At 73.6% G+C, this 17,694-nt stretch carries 15 protein-coding genes; 4 read left to right on the forward strand and 11 right to left on the reverse strand.

Annotated elements, in window-relative coordinates:
* The first annotated feature begins 205 nt into the window (after positions 1-205).
* Positions 206-682 (forward strand): SsgA family sporulation/cell division regulator, encoded by a 477-nt coding sequence (locus tag D7M15_RS09680; RefSeq protein WP_121517135.1) that lies wholly within the window; start codon positions 206-208, stop codon positions 680-682.
* 183 nt (positions 683-865) lie between these two features.
* Here the strand turns inward: D7M15_RS09680 and D7M15_RS09685 are convergent, their stop codons facing one another.
* Positions 866-1,342 carry an Lrp/AsnC family transcriptional regulator gene (locus tag D7M15_RS09685; protein WP_121517136.1) on the reverse strand — a complete coding sequence of 159 codons (477 nt, stop codon included), beginning with the start codon at positions 1,340-1,342 and terminating at the stop codon, positions 866-868.
* A 134-nt stretch (positions 1,343-1,476) separates the two neighbouring features.
* Here D7M15_RS09685 and hppD point away from each other — a divergent pair, with 134 nt between their 5' ends.
* Both hppD and D7M15_RS09695 read left to right on the forward strand, forming a co-directional pair.
* Positions 1,477-2,622, forward strand: coding sequence for a 4-hydroxyphenylpyruvate dioxygenase (gene hppD, locus D7M15_RS09690; protein ID WP_121517137.1), 1,146 nt, complete (start codon positions 1,477-1,479; stop codon positions 2,620-2,622).
* Positions 2,623-2,913: 291 nt separating this feature from the next.
* Positions 2,914-4,287 (forward strand): FAD-linked oxidase C-terminal domain-containing protein, encoded by a 1,374-nt coding sequence (locus tag D7M15_RS09695; protein WP_121517138.1) that lies wholly within the window; start codon positions 2,914-2,916, stop codon positions 4,285-4,287.
* Positions 4,288-4,358: 71 nt separating this feature from the next.
* Here the strand turns inward: D7M15_RS09695 and D7M15_RS09700 are convergent, their stop codons facing one another.
* The 8 genes from D7M15_RS09700 to D7M15_RS09735 form a co-directional block, all read right to left on the reverse strand.
* Positions 4,359-5,309, reverse strand: coding sequence for a S16 family serine protease (locus D7M15_RS09700; protein WP_121517139.1), 951 nt, complete (start codon positions 5,307-5,309; stop codon positions 4,359-4,361).
* 22 nt (positions 5,310-5,331) lie between these two features.
* Positions 5,332-5,976, reverse strand: a complete 645-nt coding sequence (locus D7M15_RS09705) for a helix-turn-helix domain-containing protein (RefSeq protein ID WP_121517140.1) — start codon at positions 5,974-5,976, stop codon at positions 5,332-5,334.
* Positions 5,977-6,434: 458 nt separating this feature from the next.
* Positions 6,435-8,228 carry a DEAD/DEAH box helicase gene (locus tag D7M15_RS09710; RefSeq protein ID WP_121520510.1) on the reverse strand — a complete coding sequence of 598 codons (1,794 nt, stop codon included), beginning with the start codon at positions 8,226-8,228 and terminating at the stop codon, positions 6,435-6,437.
* Positions 8,229-8,485: 257 nt separating this feature from the next.
* A complete protein-coding gene (locus D7M15_RS09715) occupies positions 8,486-9,658 on the reverse strand; it encodes a putative sulfate exporter family transporter (protein ID WP_121517141.1) in 1,173 nt (390 codons plus the stop codon).
* Positions 9,658-10,290, reverse strand: a complete 633-nt coding sequence (locus tag D7M15_RS09720; protein ID WP_121517142.1) for a cysteine dioxygenase family protein — start codon at positions 10,288-10,290, stop codon at positions 9,658-9,660. Before D7M15_RS09720 ends, D7M15_RS09715 begins: the two co-directional genes overlap by 1 nt.
* 118 nt (positions 10,291-10,408) lie before the next feature.
* Entirely contained in the window at positions 10,409-11,314 is a 906-nt protein-coding gene (locus D7M15_RS09725) for a LysR family transcriptional regulator (protein WP_121517143.1), read from the reverse strand.
* An 85-nt stretch (positions 11,315-11,399) separates the two neighbouring features.
* Positions 11,400-12,836 carry an MFS transporter gene (locus D7M15_RS09730; protein ID WP_240649608.1) on the reverse strand — a complete coding sequence of 479 codons (1,437 nt, stop codon included), beginning with the start codon at positions 12,834-12,836 and terminating at the stop codon, positions 11,400-11,402.
* Positions 12,837-13,095: 259 nt separating this feature from the next.
* Complete coding sequence (locus D7M15_RS09735) at positions 13,096-14,568, reverse strand: FG-GAP and VCBS repeat-containing protein (protein WP_121517145.1); 1,473 nt, start codon at positions 14,566-14,568, stop codon at positions 13,096-13,098.
* Between the two features lie 433 nt (positions 14,569-15,001).
* On the opposite strand from D7M15_RS09735, the gene D7M15_RS09740 reads away from it, so the two are divergent.
* Positions 15,002-15,649 (forward strand): CatB-related O-acetyltransferase, encoded by a 648-nt coding sequence (locus D7M15_RS09740; RefSeq protein WP_121517146.1) that lies wholly within the window; start codon positions 15,002-15,004, stop codon positions 15,647-15,649.
* A 1-nt stretch (position 15,650) separates the two neighbouring features.
* On the opposite strand, the gene D7M15_RS09745 is transcribed toward D7M15_RS09740, so the two are convergent.
* Positions 15,651-16,844 (reverse strand): aldose epimerase family protein, encoded by a 1,194-nt coding sequence (locus D7M15_RS09745; RefSeq protein WP_121517147.1) that lies wholly within the window; start codon positions 16,842-16,844, stop codon positions 15,651-15,653.
* Positions 16,845-16,954: 110 nt separating this feature from the next.
* Positions 16,955-17,680, reverse strand: a complete 726-nt coding sequence (locus tag D7M15_RS28190; protein WP_127201733.1) for a hypothetical protein — start codon at positions 17,678-17,680, stop codon at positions 16,955-16,957.
* Positions 17,681-17,694 lie beyond the last annotated feature (14 nt).

Raw genomic sequence — 17,694 nt, forward strand, 5'->3', positions numbered from 1 at the left:
GACGGCGAACCGCCCGCCGCGCTCTGCCCGTTCGGACGCGTCTCCCGGCAGTTCGGGGCCACGGATCGGACCGTTCCGCCGGTGCCGGGGGTCGTCCTGAAAATATCCTGTGAAGTCGCGTAAGGATATCCGCCCCGAGCGCTCTCCCCTTGTGCGGGACCGTCCGCGACCGCCGGACGGGCGCACGTAGCGAAAGGGCAACACGATGCACAGTGTCGTCGAACGGGAACTCGAACTCAGGCTGGTGCTCTCGCCCGAGCGCAGCATCCCCGTACCGGCCCGGCTCACCTACCGCACCGCCGAGCCGTACGCCGTCCACATGGCCTTCCACATCGGTTCCGAGTCGCCGGTCCGCTGGACCTTCGCCCGCGAACTGCTCGTGGAGGGCGTCTTCCGGCCGTGCGGCCACGGCGACGTACGGGTGTGGCCGACGAAGGTCGACTCGCGCAACGTCCTCTGCATCGCGCTGACCTCGCCGGACGGCGACGCGCTGCTGGAGGCTCCGGCCGTGGCCGTCTCGGCCTGGGTCGAACGGACGCTGCGGGTGGTGCCGCCGGGCACCGAGGCCGATCTGCTCGGGATCGACGAGGGGCTCAGCGAACTGCTCACGCCGACGCCGGGCGACGAGCTGTACCTCAACGACCCGTGGCCCTCGGACGAGACGGGGGAGGCGGGTGCCTGAGGGTGCGGGCCCCGGGCACGTACGCGAACCGGGCACGTACGCGGGAAGGCCGCGGCTCCGCCCCCGGACGCCGCCCCCGGCCCCGGACGCCGCCGCCGGCCCCGGACGCCGCCGCCGGCCCCGCGCGGGTGCCGGTGCGGCGCCGGGTTGACGGCCCCCGGGGGCGGGCGGCCCCCGGACCCGTCACCCCCCGCTCTCGCGGGCGGCCTGCCGTACGAGCGGGACGACCCGCAGCCGCACCGGGTTCTCCATCACGATCGCCGTCGAGGCGCGCACGATGCCCTCGTAGCCGACGACGCGGTCGATGACGCGCTGGAGGTCGGCGTTCGAGCGCGCCACGAGCCGGCAGAGCATGTCGCCGTGCCCGGTCGTGGTGTGCAGCTCCAGCACCTCGGGGACGTCCGCGAGGTGCGCCCGTACGTCCGCGCCCTGGCCCTGCTTGATCTCCAGGGTGGCGAACGCCGTCACCGGGTAGCCGAGCGCGCCGGTGTCCACGTCCGGCCCGAAGCCGCGGATCACGCCGCTGGACCGCAGGCGGTCGAGGCGCGCCTGCACGGTGCCGCGCGCGACGCCGAGCCGCCGGGACGCCTCCAGGACGCCGATACGGGGTTCCTCCGCGAGCAGTTCGAGCAGCCGCCCGTCGAGCCGGTCGATCGCCATGGCCTGTCCCTCCGCCTGTCGTACGCTGGTCATCCTGTGCAGATGGTCCGGCGCTTACCGGTCCGTCCTGTACATGTTGTCCGGGCCGTGCGCGAACTATTGCGCACCTTGTGGTTCGGCGTCAGCCTTCGAGCATGACTGAGACCACGCACACAGCCCCCGACACCGCCCGGCAGGCCGACCCCTTCCCGGTGAACGGCATGGACGCGGTCGTCTTCGCCGTCGGCAACGCCAAGCAGGCCGCCCACTACTACTCCAGCGCCTTCGGCATGAAGCTGGTCGCCTACTCCGGACCGGAGAACGGCAGCCGGGAGACCGCGAGTTACGTCCTGGAGTCGGGCTCGGCGCGCTTCGTGTTCACGTCCGTCATCAAGGCCGTGACCGACCACGGGCGGTTCCTCGCGGAGCACGTCGCGGAGCACGGCGACGGCGTCGTCGACCTCGCCATCGAGGTGCCGGACGCCCGCGCCGCGTACGCCTACGCGGTCGAGCACGGCGCGACCGGCCTGGTCGAGCCGCACGACGTGAAGGACGAGCACGGCACGGTGGTGCTGGCCGCGATCGCCACGTACGGGAAGACCCGGCACACGCTGGTCGAGCGGAAGGGCTACGAGGGCCCGTACCTGCCCGGCTACGCGGCCGCCCGGCCGCTCGTCGCGGCGCCGGAGAAGCGCACGTTCCAGGCGGTGGACCACTGCGTGGGCAACGTGGAACTCGGGAAGATGAACGACTGGGTGACCTTCTACAACGAGGTCATGGGCTTCACGAACATGAAGGAGTTCGTGGGCGACGACATCGCCACGGAGTACAGCGCGCTGATGTCGAAGGTGGTCGCGGACGGCACCAAGAAGGTTAAGTTCCCGATCAACGAGCCCGCGGTGGCGAAGAAGAAGTCGCAGATCGACGAGTACCTGGAGTTCTACGGCGGGCCCGGCGTGCAGCACATCGCGCTGGCGACGAACGACATCGTGACGACCGTACGGACGATGCGCGCGGCGGGCGTCGAGTTCCTGGACGTGCCCGACTCGTACTACGACACCCTCGGCGAGTGGGTCGGCGACACCCGCGTCCCGATCGACGTGCTCCGCGAGAACAGGATCCTCGCCGACCGCGACGAGGACGGCTACCTGCTCCAGATCTTCTCCAAGCCCGTCCAGGACCGGCCGACGGTGTTCTTCGAGATGATCGAGCGGCACGGCTCGATGGGCTTCGGCAAGGGCAACTTCAAGGCGCTGTTCGAGGCGATCGAGCGCGAGCAGGACAAGCGCGGCAACCTCTGACCGCACCGGTCCGCACCGCGTACCACGTACGACGCCCCCGTACGACGCACCGCCCGTCCCGGCCGAGCCGGGGCGGGCGGTCGCGCGTACGGGCGGCGCGGGCACGGGCCCGTACGGCGGCGGCGTCGCTCAACCGGGCGACCCCGACGACGACTTCACCTCCGGGCCGCGCACGCTGCCGGACGGCGTGGCCGTACGGGTCGCGGCCCGCGCGCCGCGCCGAGGCGGAAAACGAGGGGAAGCCGCGCACCGTCTGTTGCCCGCCCCGCACCCGGGTGCGACGCTGCTGGCATGAGCGCGCTCCTCGAACAGCTGCGGTCCGGACTGCCCGCCGGGGCCGTCGTCACCGATCCGGACGTGGTGCGGTCGTACGCCCACGACATGGCGAGCTTCTGCGAGGCGGGCACGGCCGCGGTCGTCGTCCAGCCGCGCACCGTGGAGGAGGTGCAGCACGTCATGCGCACGGCGACGGCGCTGCGCGTACCGGTCGTGCCGCAGGGCGCGCGTACGGGCCTCTCCGGCGCGGCCAACGCCACCGACGGGTGCGTCGTGCTCTCCATGGTCCGGATGGACCGCATCCTGGAGATCGACACCGTCGAGCGGATCGCCGTCGTCGAACCGGGCGTCGTCAACGCCACGCTGTCCCGCGCGGTCAACGAGCACGGCCTCTTCTACCCGCCGGACCCCTCCAGTTGGGAGGAGTGCACCATCGGCGGCAACATCGGCACCGCGTCCGGCGGCCTCTGCTGCGTGAAGTACGGCGTCACCGCGGAGTACGTGCTCGGCCTGGACGTCGTCCTCGCGGACGGGCGGCTGATGTCCACCGGCCGCCGTACGGCGAAGGGCGTCGCGGGCTACGACCTGACGCGGCTGTTCGTCGGCTCCGAGGGCAGCCTCGGCATCGTCGTACGGGCGACGCTCGCGCTCCGGCCCGAGCCGCCACGGCAGTTGGTGCTGGCCGCGGAGTTCCCGTCGATGACGACGGCGGGCGAGGCGGTCTGCCGGATCATGGAACGCGGGCACGCGCCGTCGCTGCTGGAGATCATGGACCGGACGACGCTGCGCGCCGTGAACGACATGGCGCGGATGGGCCTGCCCGAGACGACGGAGGCGCTGCTGCTGGCGGCCTTCGACCTGCCGCACGAGGCGGCCCTCGCGGAACTGGCCGCCGTCGGCGAGGTGTGCGCCGCGGCGGGCGCCACCGAGGTGGTGCCCGCGGACGACGCGGCCGAGTCCGAACTGCTGCTGAAAGCACGGCGGTTGGCCCTGGTCGCGCTGGAGAAGGTGACCGGCACGACGCTGATCGACGACGTGTGCGTGCCCCGTTCCCGGCTCGCGGAGATGCTCGACGGGGCGGCGGCCATCGGGGACAAGTACGGCCTGACGGTGGGTTCCTGCGCGCACGCGGGCGACGGCAACACGCACCCCATCGTGTGCTTCGACCCGACCGACGCGGACGAGGCGCGGCGCGCCCGCGAGTCGTTCGACGAGATCATGGCGCTCGGCCTGGAGCTGGGCGGCACGATCACGGGAGAACACGGCGTGGGCGTGCTGAAGAAGGACTGGCTCGCCCGCGAACTCGGCCCGGTCGGGCTGGAGATGCAGCGCGGCGTGAAGCAGGTCTTCGACCCGCACGGCCTGTTGAACCCCGGCAAGCTGTTCTGACCGGACGGGTCGGGCGCGCCCGACCCTGCGCCGCGCCCGCACTCCCTCGTACGTGAGGGTGCCCGGAGGTGTCAGCAACCGGGCACGTCACGCCCGTCCTTGAGCGCCTTCAACGCGTCCACCGCGCCGTCCAACGTGGTGACCGGCACCAGCCGCAGGCCGTCCGGGGTGTTCGCCCCCGCGTCCGCGCACTCCTCCTTCGGCACCAGGAAGACCGTCGCGCCGTCCCGCCGGGCGGCACGCGTCTTGAGGGGTACGCCGCCGACCGGCCCGATCTCGCCGTTCTCCTCGATGGTGCCGGTGCCCGCGACCGTACGGCCGCCCGTCAGGTCGCCGCCGCGACCGTCGCCGTCGAGCATGTCGATGATGCCGAGGCTGAAGAAGAGGCCCGCGCTGGGGCCGCCGACGTCCGCGAGGTTCAGCTCGACCCGTACGTCGTCGGGGGACAGCCGGAGCTGGCGCAGCGCGGCCCGTACGGCGACGTCCTGCGACTCGCGCATCTCCGCCGCGTTGTGCTCGCGGACCTCGGCGGGGTTGTCACCGACCGGGTAGACCGAGTCGCGCGGCATCACGGCGCGGTCCTCCGCGAACCAGTCGCGCACGACGTCCTTCAGCCGCACCGACGCGTCGGGCGCGGTGGCGGCGATGGTCGTCATCAGCAGCTCGCCCTCGGTCTCCCGGACGCGTTCGCCACCGGTGATCGCGATGACGGGTTCGTCGCGGTAGTCCCCGACGACGTTCGCGGTGAGGCCGGGCTGCGCCACGGAGAACGGCAGCGGGGCGGCGGCCGCGACCGCCAGCAGGGCGACGACGGGCACCGCGCAGACCGCGAGCGTACGGCGGCGGCGCCGTACGCTCGGTACGCCGAACAGCCCCGTGGGGGACGGCGATCCGGTCGCGGCGGCGGCGCTCCCGGAGTCGGCGTGGGAGGCGGCTTCGGAATCAGCTTCGGAGGCGGCTTCGGAGCCGGACGCGCCCGACGGCGGCGGATCGGACGGCGACGGCTGGCGGGTCGGTGGCATGGGTCGAATCTAGTTCACGGGCTCACCGCAGCGCGTCGGCGACCTCCCGCGCCGCGTGCACCACCCGGTCCCCCACCTTCTCCGGCACCACCTCGGACAGCATCACCACGCCGACGCTGCCCTCGATGCCGAGCACCCCCAGCATGGGCGCGGCGGCGCCGCTGGCCCCCGTCTCCAACTCGCCGTGCGTGAGCACGTATCCGGGCCCCTGGTCGCGGTCGGGCCCGCGCCCGGCGAGGATCGCGCGGCCCGCGGCGCCCCGGTCGAGGGGGTGCCGGAAACCGGTGCGGTACGCCACGTGGTAGTCGGTCCAGCTCGGCTCGACGACGGCGACGGCCAGCGCGTCCGCGCCGTCCGCGAGCGTCAGGTGCGCCGTCGCGCCGACCTCCTCGGCCAGCGAGCGGAGCGCGGGCAGCGCGGCCTCCCGTACGAGGGGGTGGACCTGGCGGCCCAGTCGCAGCACCCCGAGGCCGACGCGGGCGCGTCCGCCGAGGTCGCGGCGTACGAGGGAGTGCTGCTCCAGGGTGGCGAGCAACCGGTAGACGACGGTGCGGTTGACGCCGAGCCGCAGGGACAGCTCGGTGACGGTCAGGCCGTGGTCGGTGTCGGCGAGCAGCTTGAGGACCCGCAGTCCCCGGTCGAGCGTCTGAGAGGTCTCCGCCGTCACGACGCCCCCCTTCTCGGGTGAGTGGCGGACGGCCCACGGGGAGTGCCGTGCCGCCGTCCGGCGGCAGCGTAGCTACTCCACGCGGGGAGCCGACGGCCGAAGTGGCACAGGAATACGCGTAGTTGCCTCTGCGTGTGCATACGTCACCGGCCACGCTCCGGGGCGGGGGTCGCTCCGGGGCGGGTGCGTGAGCCGAAACCTAGCGAGGGTTACCGCTCACCGGAAGGGTCCGTCCAGAATCCGGGCACCAACCGCCCGTTATGTCGGGAATACGACGGGGCTCGGGCCGGTGACGACGGGCTTCGCCGCGCCCGCGCCCCGGCGGCCACCATCGGATACCGGCCACCCGGGAACGTACGGGCGGCGGCGGGCGTACGGCCGTACGGAAAGCGCGCAACGGGCAGGGGGCAGCGGGCAGCGGGCAGCGGGCGTACGAGAAGCGGGGGCGCGTACGCCCCTCACCGCATCCGCGTGGCCCACTCCCGCACCTTGTCGATGCGCTGCCGCAGCTGCCCCGCCGTCGCCTCCGCGCTCGGCGGGCCGCCGCACAGGCGGCGCAGCTCGGTGTGGATCACCCCGTGGGGCTTGCCGCTCTGGTGGACGTAGGCGCCGACGAGGCCGTTCAACTCCTTGCGCAGCTCCATCAGTTCCTTGTGGGTGACCACCGGCCGCCGTTCGGCGGGCAGTTCGAGCAGGTCCGCCTCGTCGTCCGGCTTCTTGCGGCTGTGCGCGATCTGCCGTGCCTGCCGCTTCTGGAGGAGCATCTGCACCTGGTCCGGTTCGAGCAGCCCGGGGATGCCGAGGTAGTCCTGCTCCTCCTCGCTGCCCGGGTGCGCCTGCATCCCGAACTCGGCGCCGTCGTAGGTCACCCGGTCGAAGACCGCGTCCGACTCCAGTGCCTCGAAGGGGAGTTGGTCGTCGTCGCCGGTGTCCTCGTCCTCCTCGCGTTCGGCCGCCGCGAGCAGTTCGGCCTCCTCGGCGTACGGGTCCTCGTCCGCGGCCTTCTTCGGCTTGTCCAGGACGTGGTCCCGTTCCACCTCCATCTCGTGCGCGAAGGTGAGGAGCGTCGGGATGGTCGGCAGGAAGACGGACGCGGTCTCGCCGCGCCGCCGCGACCGTACGAACCGGCCGACCGCCTGCGCGAAGAACAGCGGCGTGGAGATCGTCGTCGCGTACACCCCGACCGACAGGCGCGGCACGTCCACGCCCTCGGACACCATGCGGACCGCGACCATCCAGCGGTCCTCGGACGCCCGGAACTCCTCGATCCGCCCCGAGGCGCCGGTGTCGTCGGAGAGGACGACGGTCGGTTTCGCGCCGGTGATCTCCCGCAGCAGCTTGGCGTACTCGCGGGCGGAGTCCTGGTCGGTGGCGATCACCAGCCCGCCCGCGTCCGGTACGGCCTTCCGCACCTCGCTCAGCCGCTGGTCCGCCGCGCGCAGCACGGCGGGCATCCAGTCGCCGCGCGCGTCGAGCGCCGTACGCCACGCCTGCGACACGGCGTCCTTCGTCATCGGCTCGCCGAGCCGCGCCTCGATCTCGTCGCCCGCCTTGGTCCGCCAGCGCATGTTGCCGCTGTAGGAGAGGAAGATGACCGGCCGGACGACCCCGTCGTGGAGGGCGGTCCCGTAGCCGTACGTGTAGTCGGCGACGGAGCGGCGGACGCCGTCGTTGCCCTCCGCGTAGCTGACGAACGGAATCGGGTTGGTGTCCGAGCGGAACGGCGTGCCGGTCAGCGCCAGCCGCCGCGTCGCGGGCTCGAACGCCTCCAGGCACGCCTCGCCCCAGGAGCGGCTGTCCCCGGCGTGGTGGATCTCGTCGAGCACGACGAGCGTCTTGCGCTGCTCGCACCGGTTCCGGTGGAGCATCGGGCGGACGCCGACGCCCGCGTACGTGACGACCACGCCGTGGTACTCCCGGCCGACCGGGCCGGAGCTGTACTCCGGGTCCAGCTTGATCCCTATGCGGGCCGCCGCCTCCGCCCACTGCGACTTCAGGTGCTCGGTCGGCGCGACGATCGTCACCTGCTGCACGACGTGGTGGTGCAGCAGCCAGGAGGCGAGGGTGAGCGCGAACGTCGTCTTGCCCGCGCCGGGCGTCGCGACGGCGAGGAAGTCGCGGGGCTGCGCCTCGACGTACTCGTCCATCGCGCCCTGCTGCCAGGCGCGGAGCTTGCTCGCCGTGCCCCAGGGGGCGCGGCCGGGGAAGGCGGGTGAGAGGTGGTGCGTGGTGGTGGTCACGGTCTCCGTCACGGTCACGGTTGCGTGGGTGGGCCGGTGGTGCGGGTGCGGTGCTCGGGTCGTACGGGTGCGGCGCGGCACGGGCCGTACGGGTCGGGGGCGTCGGACAGCCGCGCCAGCCTACCCGTGCGGTCCGCGCGCGCACGGGGCGCGCGGGGGTGCCGGAGGCGGGTGGGACCCACGTCACACGGGGTGCGGTGGCGTGTTCCCGACGGTCGGGGCGGCGGCGCGCGGGCCCGTACGGGGGCCGCGCGTGGGCCGTACGGCGGTCACGCCGTGAGGACCACGCCCGCGTACGACACACCGGCGATGACCACCCAGGCGCACAGCCCCAGCGCGGCGACGCGCGGCCCCGTACGGGCCAGCGTCGGCAGGTGCACGGCGGTGCCGAGCCCGAACAGGGCGGCGGCGAGGAGGAGTTCCTGCCCCGTCTGCGCCGCGTCCAGCGCCTCGGCCGGGACGTGACCGGTGCTGCGCACGGCCATCATCGCGACGAAGCCGCAGACGAACAGCGGGACGAGCGGCGGCCGCGCGCCGACCCGCCCGCCCGCGTCACCGTCACCGTCCCCGGCACCGGCCGGGCCCGTGGCGTCGCTCGCGGCCCGCCGCCGTACGGCCAGGACGACGCCCGCCACCAGGGGCGCGAGCAGCAGCACCCGCATCAGCTTCACGAGCACCGCCTCACCCAGCGCCGGGCCGCCCGCCGTACCGGCCGTCGCCACGACCTGCCCCACGTCGTGCACGCCCGCGCCGACCCAGCGGCCGAACTCGGCGTCGCTCAGGCCCAACGGGTGCTGGAGCAGGGGCAGTACGGCGATGGCGAGGGTCCCGCAGAGCGTGACGAGCGCGACGGAGACGGCCACGTCCCGTTCGTCGCTGTCCTTGGCCTCGCTCACGGCGCCGATGGCGGAGGCGCCGCAGATCGAGTAGCCCGTGGCGACGAGCAGCGGCTGGTCGCCCTCCAGCCCGAGCCTGCGCCCGAGCCACAACGTGCCGCCGAACGTCACGGCCACCACCGCGCACACCATGGCCGCCGTCGCCCAGCCCAGCCCCAGCACGTCGCCGAGGCTCAGCTTGAGCCCCAACAGCACGACGCCGACGCGCATCAGCCGCTTTCCGGCCAACGTCAGCCCGGGGCGCGCGGCTCCGCACACGAACGTACGGAGACCCGGTACGTGCGCCACCGCGACGCCGAGGACGACGGCCGCCGTCATGGCCGGTACGCCGGGCAGCGCCCGGTGCGCCGCCTCCGCCACCGCGACCCCGGCCGCGGCGAGCGCGAGTCCGGGCAGCGGCCGCAGGCGCGACGGCCGGGCGGCGGGCGCGGGTCGGGGTCCGGGGGCGGGTTCCGGCGCGGGTTCGGGGGCGCGTACGGTCCCGGGCGCGCGTACGGGCTCGGCGGCGGGCGCGCGTACGGGCCGGGGCCCGCCCAGCAGCGCCATCAGTGCTCGGTCGCGGGAAGGTCGTACACCCGTCGCACGCTCGTCCCCAGGCGTCCGATGTCCGCGCCGTACAGATGCAGGGAGACCGCCTTCTCCGTACAGCCGTTCCACACCCGGTGGATGTCGCCGGGCGGCGCGAAGCCGCACACGGAACCCGGCGGGTTCACGACGTCCTCCGTGGCGACGAGCCGCGCCGGGTCGCCGTCGGCGCCGGGACCGGCGGGGACGAGGCGGTAGCGGCGCTCGTGCTCCTCGCCCTGGTGGACGCCGGTGACGCACCAGGAGACGTGGTCGTGGATCGACGTCCGCTGCCCCGGCAGCCACACGAGCGCGACGACCGAGAAGCTGCCGTCGGCCTCGGAGTGCAGCAGGTGCTGGCGGTAGTGGGCGACGTCGCCCTCGTACTGCTCCGGCGTCAGCAGGTCCGCCGCCCCCAGGTGCGGGGCGAGCTTCTCGCCCACCAGGTACGCGGTGACGTCCGGCGCCAGACCCCGTCCGACGGCCTCCCGCACGTCGGCGACGAGCGCGTCGAGGCGCTCCGTCGTACGGACGGCGGTGCCGGTGCCGCCTCCGGCTCCGCCGGCGGAGGTGGGGGCGCCGACGGAGGCGGAGGCGGGGGAGGAGGTGGCCATGTCCGCAGCGTGGCGGCGGCCGGGGCGCCGCGTCCAACGACAGTCTGTTGGCCGCACCCCAACTCCCGCTTATACGTGGGCGCGAGCCGTCCCCCGTAGCCGCTCCCCGCCCCCCAGCTCAGCACCCGACGCGGTTCGCGGCGACCGCCTTGAGGCCGTCCAGCACCAGCGCGGTCGCCGGGATCTCCAGGTGCTCCCGCAGCACGTACGCGGAGACCTGGCGGCGCGACGCCGGGTCCAGCGGGCGGCCCGTGACCTTCTCGTGCACCAGGAACGACAGCACCAGGCCCGGCATCATCGCGATGCCCAGCCCCTCCGCGACGAGGCTCTGCACCACCAGGTTGTCGTCGGTGGTGAACACGATGTCCGGCGCGAAGCCCAACTCGGCGCACTCGTGCAGGAAGTTGCTGCGGCAGCGCAGGCACCCGGCGATCCAGCGTTCGTGCGCCAGCTCCTCCAGCCGCACCGCCCGCCGCCACGCCATCGGGTGCCCGGCGGGCAGCAGCACCGTCAACTGGTCCTCCAGCAACGGGATCTCGACCAGCTCCGGCGGCACCTGCTCCCGCAGGCCGGGATAGGTGAAGGCGAGGGTGATGTCGCACTCGCCCCGTACGACGCGCGCCAGCGACTCCGGCGGCTCGCTCTCCTGCAACTCGACCCGTACGCCCGGGTGTTCGACGGCCAGCCGGGCCAGCGCCTCCGGTACGAGCGTCGCCCCCGCGCTGGGGAACGCGCACATCCGCACCCGGCCCGCGCGCAGCCCCGTCAGCGCCGCCATCTGCTGCTGCGCCGTCGCGATGCTGTCGAGGATCACCCCCGCGTGCCGGGACAGCGCCTCCCCCGCCTCCGTCAGCCGCATGCGCCGCCCGACACGGATGAACAGCGGTGTCCCCACCGCCCGTTCGAGCGCCTTCATCTGCTGGGTGATCGCGGGCTGGGTGTAGCCGAGGGCGCGGGCGGCGGCCGAGTACGAACCGGCGCGCACCACCTCGTCGAACGTCCGTATGTGCCGCGAGTCGAACATGCCCGAACCATAAGCACGATTTGGGAACCGGCGGCAGTCCCCCCGTACGACCGGCGGTCACCGACCCCGCTCCGTACCCGGCCGCTCACCTCTCCGTACGGTGCAGCCGCCCCGCCACCACGATCCCCAGCGCCGCGACCGCCGCCGCCACCGCGTACACCGCCGCGAACGCGACCGGGCTGCCCGCCTCCGCGCTCCGCGCCGCGTCCCCGGCGTGCGCCGCGCCCGCGCTCGCGTCGCCGCCGCCGAGGGCGGCGAAGGCGGCGCCGGTCACGGCGAGCAGCAGGATGTTGGAGAGGCCGTCGGAGGTCTGGAGGGCCGCCGAGTTGTTGCCCGCCTCGTCCGGGGCGGACAGCTGGAGCAGCAGCACGCTGGTCGACGAGATGACGAGCCCCATCCCGTAGCAGCCGAACGCCATCAGCACGGCGAGCGACCAGACGGGCACCTCGTCCAGGAGCACGGCGGGCGTGTACGCGATCGCCGCCGTGACCAGCACCATGCCGAGGCGGGTGAGCCGCTCCCGGTACGGCTCCGCCCGCGGCCGCGACTGCGTGAACGAGCCCAGCGCCCAGGTCGCGCCGCCCGCCGCCAGCGTGAACCCGGCCATCGTCACCGACAGCCCGCGCTGCGTGACCAGCATCAACGGGACGAAGCTCTCCGCCACGATGAACGAGCCCGCCGCGATCCCCCGCAGCAGGACCACCGCGGGCAGCCCGCGCGCCGCCCGGTACGTGCCGCGCGGCAGCAGCCGCAGCGCCGCCGGGACGAGCAGCGCGGCGCCCGCCGACGCGGGCAGCAGCGCGAGGGGGCGCAGGTCCTGGCCCGCGTACTGGAGCAGGCCCGCGCCCACGGCCACCGCCAGCGCGAGCCGCAGCCGCCGCCGGTCGAGGGGCGCGGCGCCGCCCTCCCCCGCCGGTCCCGTACGGGGCGGCGGGCCGGACGCGCGGCGGCGCAGCGGCGGCAGCATCACGGCGAGCGGCAGCGCCACGAGCAGCGGGATGCCGAGGAACACCCAGCGCCAGCCGAGCTGTTCGGTGACCGCGCCGGAGATAAGCGGCCCGACGACGGCGGGCACCACCCACGACGCGGCGAACGCGGCCATCACCGTCGGCCGCAACCGTTCCGGATAGGCGCGGCTCACGGTGACGTACAGCGCGACGATCACCAGCCCGCCGCCCGTGCCCTGCACCGCCCGCCCCAGCACGAAGACCCACATGCCGGAGGCCGCGCCGGACAGCACCAGCCCGGCCGCGAACGTGACGATGCCCGTCACCAGCGGCGGCAGCGGGCCGCTGCGGTCGGCCCACGTCCCGGCGACGGTGATGCCCAGCAGGCTCGTCGTGAAGTACGCGGAGAAGGCGTACGCGTACAGGTGCACGCCGTCCAACTCGTCCGCCGCCACCGGCATCGCCGTCCCCACCGCCGTCGCCTCGAAGGCGATCAGCAGCACCACGGACACGATGCCGAGGGTGAGCGCCCGGTGTGCGGCGCTGAGCACGGTCCGCTCGCGCTCGGGTATCACCGCCGGGTCCGCCGCGGGGAGCGCGGGGAGGGGTGGTGTGGGGACCGGTGGCGCGTTGAGCACCTGGTCGGGCGCGCTCCGGGAGGTCTCTGCCGCGTGCGCGTCCGCCGTCGGCGCGGACGCATCGTCGTAAGCCGTCACTCGCGCAACGGTAAGGCCCCACCGGGCCGCTGACCCCTGTCCCCGGTACGTGATCCGCTGCACCGTTGGACCTACGCCGCCCGCCGGAACCGGCGGGCGGCGTCACCGTCGTACGTCCCTACCGCGCGAAGCGCGTGCCCAGCTCCGCGCCCGGCTCCGGCGCGCCCAACTCCCCCGGCCCGAACGACCGTACGCCCGCCGTCGACAGGCCACCGGTCGTACCGCGCAGCACCCACGCCGCGCCCGTGTCGGTGAAGCCGTTGCCGTCCTCGCCCGGCGTACCGATCCCCAGGTCGCGCCGCCCGTCGCCGTCCGCGTCCTGGAGCGACACGGCGCTGCCGAAGTAGTCGTTCTTCTCCGCGACGCCCGGCACCCCGGCCGTCGACTGGTGGAACGCCTGCGCGCCCTTGCCGCTCAGCCCGGCCTTCGCGCCCTTCAGCAGCACGATCGCGCCGGTTTCCTTCTGCCCGGCCTCCAGGTCCTCGTGCGGGACGCCGACCGCGATGTCCGCGATCCCGTCGCCGTTCACGTCCCCGGCGGAGAGGGAGTAGCCGAACTGGTCGCCGTCCTCGTTCGCCCCGGGCACGCCCGCGCTGTTCTGGTCGATCTTCGCGGTACGGGTGCTGAGGCCGTCCTTCGACCCGTAGATCACCTTCAGCGTCCCGTGGTCGTACGGCAGGTTCTCCACCACGCCGCCCGGCACCGTACGGATGACCAGGTCGCCGTAGCGGTCGCCGTCCACGTCGCCGACGGTCGCGGACGCGGCCGCGTCGAACGGCGTCGACTTGTCCGCGAGGCCGTCCTTCCCGCCCTTCCAGAACAGGCTGCGCTCCGACATCTCCTCGAACGCGTGCGTGCTGACCAGGTCGTCGGCGCCGTCCCCGGTTACGTCGCCCGCGACCAGGTCGACCGGCCCGAAGATCTTGTCCGTGGTCAGGTCGCTCGTCCGCGCCGCGTGCCCGTCGCGCGTGAACGGCCCGTACAGCACGCGCATGCCGACCGTGTCCTCGTCGTCGGGGTCCCCGGCGACGAGGTCGGCGTGGCCGTCGCCGTCGAAGTCGCCGCCCACGAGGTCGTTGCCGTCCGTACGGAGGTCGGCCGCCAGCTCCGTACCGCCCGTCAGGCCCTCGGCGGAGCCCCACACCACGGTGACGTTCTCGGAGTTGGGGTCCTGCACCGCGAGGTCCGTACGGCCGTCGCCGTCGAGGTCGCGGGCGACGGAACGGTAGCCCCACCACGCCTGCGCGGCCGGGTCGCCCGGCACGCCGTCCGTGGCCTGGCTGACCACCTGGCGGTGGCCGGTGTCGGCGCTCGCGGGCGAGCCGTACACCACGGCCACGTAACCGGCCTCCGCCTTGCCCGCGACGGTGGCGGCGGGGGCGGTGAGCAGCTGGTCCGCGTAGCCGTCGCCGTTGAAGTCCGCGTCGGGCGCGACCCCGGCGGGCTGCGCGCCCGCCCGTGCGGGGGCGTCCGGCGCGGCGGGCGCGCCCGGCGCCGCGCCGGCCGTGTCGACCGCGAGGGCCGACGCGGCGGCCAGCAGTACGGCGAGCCCGGCGGAACGGGCGATCCTCGCGTTCGGTCGATGGCGCATGTCTCTCCCGTGGAGTGAGGTCCGGGCGGCGCCACCCGCGGCGTGGTCGGCGCGCGGGGTGGCGGTGGGGCCGAAGGGCTGGGCGGCGCCCGGAGTTGGTGGCGGGTTCGTCTTTCGTCCACCCAGCCAGACAGACGACCGCGGCCGATGGTTGTGCGCCGGGGCGCGACCCGTACGCGGGGGCGCCGGGGCGGAGGCGGGGGCGCTGCGCCCGGCGCCGGGGCGGAGGCGGGAGCGCTGCGCCCGGCACCGGGGCGGAGGCGGGAGCGCTGCGCCCGGCACCGGGGCGGGGGCGCCGGAAACCCGGGGGCGCCGGGGAGCGGCCGGTGGCATGATCGACGCCGCCCGCGCACCACCCGCCCGCGCGCCGTGCGCCGCCCGGCCCGTACCGCGTCCCCCTACCCCGTACCTCCGCCGAAAGGGCCCGCCCGCCATGCCCCGTGTCCCCGCCGACCCGACCGTCCTGCACCCGTTCCCCGACCAGCCGCGCGTGGTGCTGCTGAGACCGCTGGTGACCTCGGAACTGATCGAGGTCGGCGAGTTCACGTACTACGACGACCCCGACCACCCCACCGCGTTCGAGACCCGGAACGTCCTCTACCACTACGGCCCCGAGAAGCTCCGCATCGGCCGGTTCTGCGCCCTCGGCACGGGCGTCCGGTTCCTGATGAACGGCGCCAACCACCGTATGGACGGCCCCTCCACGTTCCCGTTCCCCATCATGGGCGGGTCCTGGGGCGAACACTTCGACCTGATCACCGGGCTGCCGGGCCGGGGCGACACCGTCGTGGGCAACGACGTGTGGTTCGGGCACGGCGCCACCGTCATGCCCGGCGTACGGATCGGGCACGGCGCCGTCGTCGCGGCGGGCTCCGTCGTCGTGGACGACGTCCCGGACTACGGCGTCGTCGGCGGCAACCCGGCCAAGCTGATCCGCCGCCGCTTCGACGACGACACCGTCGCCCGGCTGCTGGCCGTCGCCTGGTGGGACTGGCCGCTGGACCACCTCACCGAGCACCTGCGCGCGGTCATGTCCGGCACCCCCGCCGACCTGGAACGCCTCGCGCCGCCGCCCCGCTGACTCACCCGGCGGAGAACCCGTACACGGTGCTGCTGCGGTACGTACCGCCGGGCCGCAGCACCGTCGACGGGAAGTGCGGCTGGTTCGGGGAGTCCGGGAAGTGCTGGGTCTCCAGGCAGAATCCGTCGCCCTGCCGGTAGCGGCGGCCACCGCTGCCCACGGTCGTACCGTCCAGGAAGTTCCCCGTGTAGAACTGCACGCCCGGCTCCGTCGTCGCGACCGTCATCACCCGACCCGAGCCCGACTCCCGTACGGTCGCCGCCACTTCGGGTCCCGGCGTGACGCCCTTGTCGAACACGAAGTTGTGGTCGATGCCCCGCGCGTACCGCAGTTGCGGGTCCGCCGCGCGCAACTCCGCCCCGATCGCCCGGCCGTGGCGGAAGTCGAACGGGGTGCCCGCCACCGGGGCCAGCTCGCCCGTGGGGATCAGGTCCGCGCCCACGGGCGTGTAGCGGGCGGCGGCCATCCGCACCTCGTGGGCGTGGACGGTGTCGGTGCCCTCGCCCGCCAGGTTGAAGTAGGTGTGGTTGGTGAGGTTCACGACGGTCGGGCTGGTCGTGGTCGCCGTGTAGTCGATGCGCCACTCGCCCGCGGCACCGAGCGTGTACGTGACGCGGACGGCGAGGCGGCCGGGGTAGCCCCCCTCGCCGTCCTCGCTGACGCGGGTGAGGGCGATACCGACGGGGGCGGCCCCGTCCGTACCGTCCGCTCCCCCGGCTCGGCCGGTTCCGTCGGCTCGGCCGGTTCCCTCGGGCAGCGGCTCGACGTGCCAGACGCGCTTGTCGAAACCGGCGGGGCCACCGTGCAGGCTGTTCGGGGCGTCGTTCACCGGCAGCTCGTACCGCACCCCGTCGAGGGCGAACCGGCCGTCCGCGACGCGGTTGCCGTAGCGGCCGATGAGCGCGCCGAAGAAGTGGGTGTTGTCCGGGCCGGTGTAACCGTCGAGGGTGGCGTAACCGAGCGCCACGTTCGCGGTACGGCCGTCGCGGTCCGGGACCTCCAGGGAGTGCACGGTGCCGCCGTACGACAGGACGCGCAGCCGGGTTCCACCGTTCGCGAACGTCCACACGTCCACCTCGGTCCCGTCCCCCAGCCGCCCGAACGACTCCCGCCACGGCACCTCACGCCCGGCACGGGACGTACGGGGGGCGGTGTGCGCGGGGTCGGCGGCCGTCAGGGAGTCCTGGGATGTCATGGGTGGGGCCCCTTCACCACGGGTGCGTTGGTGCGTTGGTCAGGACGCTCGCTCGCGCGGTCCGCGATGCCGACAGGCTACGGCACCCCGCCCCGCGGAACGCCTGCCCGTCACCGCTGGACGGGCCCCGACTCGGGAACGCGCGGCAGCGGCAATCCGGCCTTCATGCCATGCGGAGCCTCCATCACCACCTCAACCTCAGAATCCGGGCTCAAGTCGAGGTCGTTGACACAGCCCAGCTCCGCGCGCATCTTCTGGGCGGCGATCAGGAGAACTTTCGCAATCATGGCGTCGGTTGACCTCTTGTCGCGGTCGACGGGCCAATGCGAGTTGATCGACACCTGCACCACTCCGCCAGCACCCGAAGCAAGGGCGCAGGAATAGAACAGGCGCGTAGGAGTCCAGGAGTCGAAGTAGTAATCGTCGACGAGCGCGGAGCCAGCAGTGTAATAGAAGTGCCCTCGTTCCGTCTTCTCCGGCGGCTGCGACCACCCGAAGTCCAGCTTGACCGTTCTCATACCGGCTTCCCCGTCAACTGGGCCTTTGAATGCACAAACGTTCCTCAGCCCCTCCTTTCCTTTCGTGTCATGACGCACCTCATCGATCATGGATGCTGCGACTTTACTCAACCTGGACCGCTCGCCACTACTGAGAGGCAACACGCTCTCACCCTGTGAAATTTCAGCCAGAGTTTTTCCGCCAAGTTTTCCTAGGAGTCCGTCGCAGACCTGCACCATAGGCTCGGGCGAACGTGACGACGCCTCCACCGAAGACCTCTCTGAACCTTCACCGAAAGAACAACCAGCAAGAGCCGCGAGAAGAGCGAAGATCACCACGAAGCCCACCGCGG

Origin of the sequence: Streptomyces sp. Z26, assembly GCF_003665095.1 — a bacterium.
GTDB classification, from domain to species: Bacteria; Actinomycetota; Actinomycetes; order Streptomycetales; family Streptomycetaceae; genus Streptomyces; species Streptomyces phytohabitans.

Bases quoted from the DNA above. Each gene is read 5' to 3' on its own strand.
- D7M15_RS09680 (WP_121517135.1), top strand. From the start codon at position 206: ATGCACAGTGTCGTCGAACGGGAACTCGAACTCAGGCTGGTGCTCTCG.
- D7M15_RS09685 (WP_121517136.1), bottom strand. From the start codon at position 1,342: ATGGCGATCGACCGGCTCGACGGGCGGCTGCTCGAACTGCTCGCGGAG.
- hppD (WP_121517137.1), top strand. From the start codon at position 1,477: ATGACTGAGACCACGCACACAGCCCCCGACACCGCCCGGCAGGCCGAC.
- D7M15_RS09695 (WP_121517138.1), top strand. From the start codon at position 2,914: ATGAGCGCGCTCCTCGAACAGCTGCGGTCCGGACTGCCCGCCGGGGCC.
- D7M15_RS09700 (WP_121517139.1), bottom strand. From the start codon at position 5,309: ATGCCACCGACCCGCCAGCCGTCGCCGTCCGATCCGCCGCCGTCGGGC.
- D7M15_RS09715 (WP_121517141.1), bottom strand. From the start codon at position 9,658: ATGGCGCTGCTGGGCGGGCCCCGGCCCGTACGCGCGCCCGCCGCCGAG.
- D7M15_RS09720 (WP_121517142.1), bottom strand. From the start codon at position 10,290: ATGGCCACCTCCTCCCCCGCCTCCGCCTCCGTCGGCGCCCCCACCTCC.
- D7M15_RS09725 (WP_121517143.1), bottom strand. From the start codon at position 11,314: ATGTTCGACTCGCGGCACATACGGACGTTCGACGAGGTGGTGCGCGCC.
- D7M15_RS09735 (WP_121517145.1), bottom strand. From the start codon at position 14,568: ATGCGCCATCGACCGAACGCGAGGATCGCCCGTTCCGCCGGGCTCGCC.
- D7M15_RS09740 (WP_121517146.1), top strand. From the start codon at position 15,002: ATGCCCCGTGTCCCCGCCGACCCGACCGTCCTGCACCCGTTCCCCGAC.
- D7M15_RS09745 (WP_121517147.1), bottom strand. From the start codon at position 16,844: ATGACATCCCAGGACTCCCTGACGGCCGCCGACCCCGCGCACACCGCC.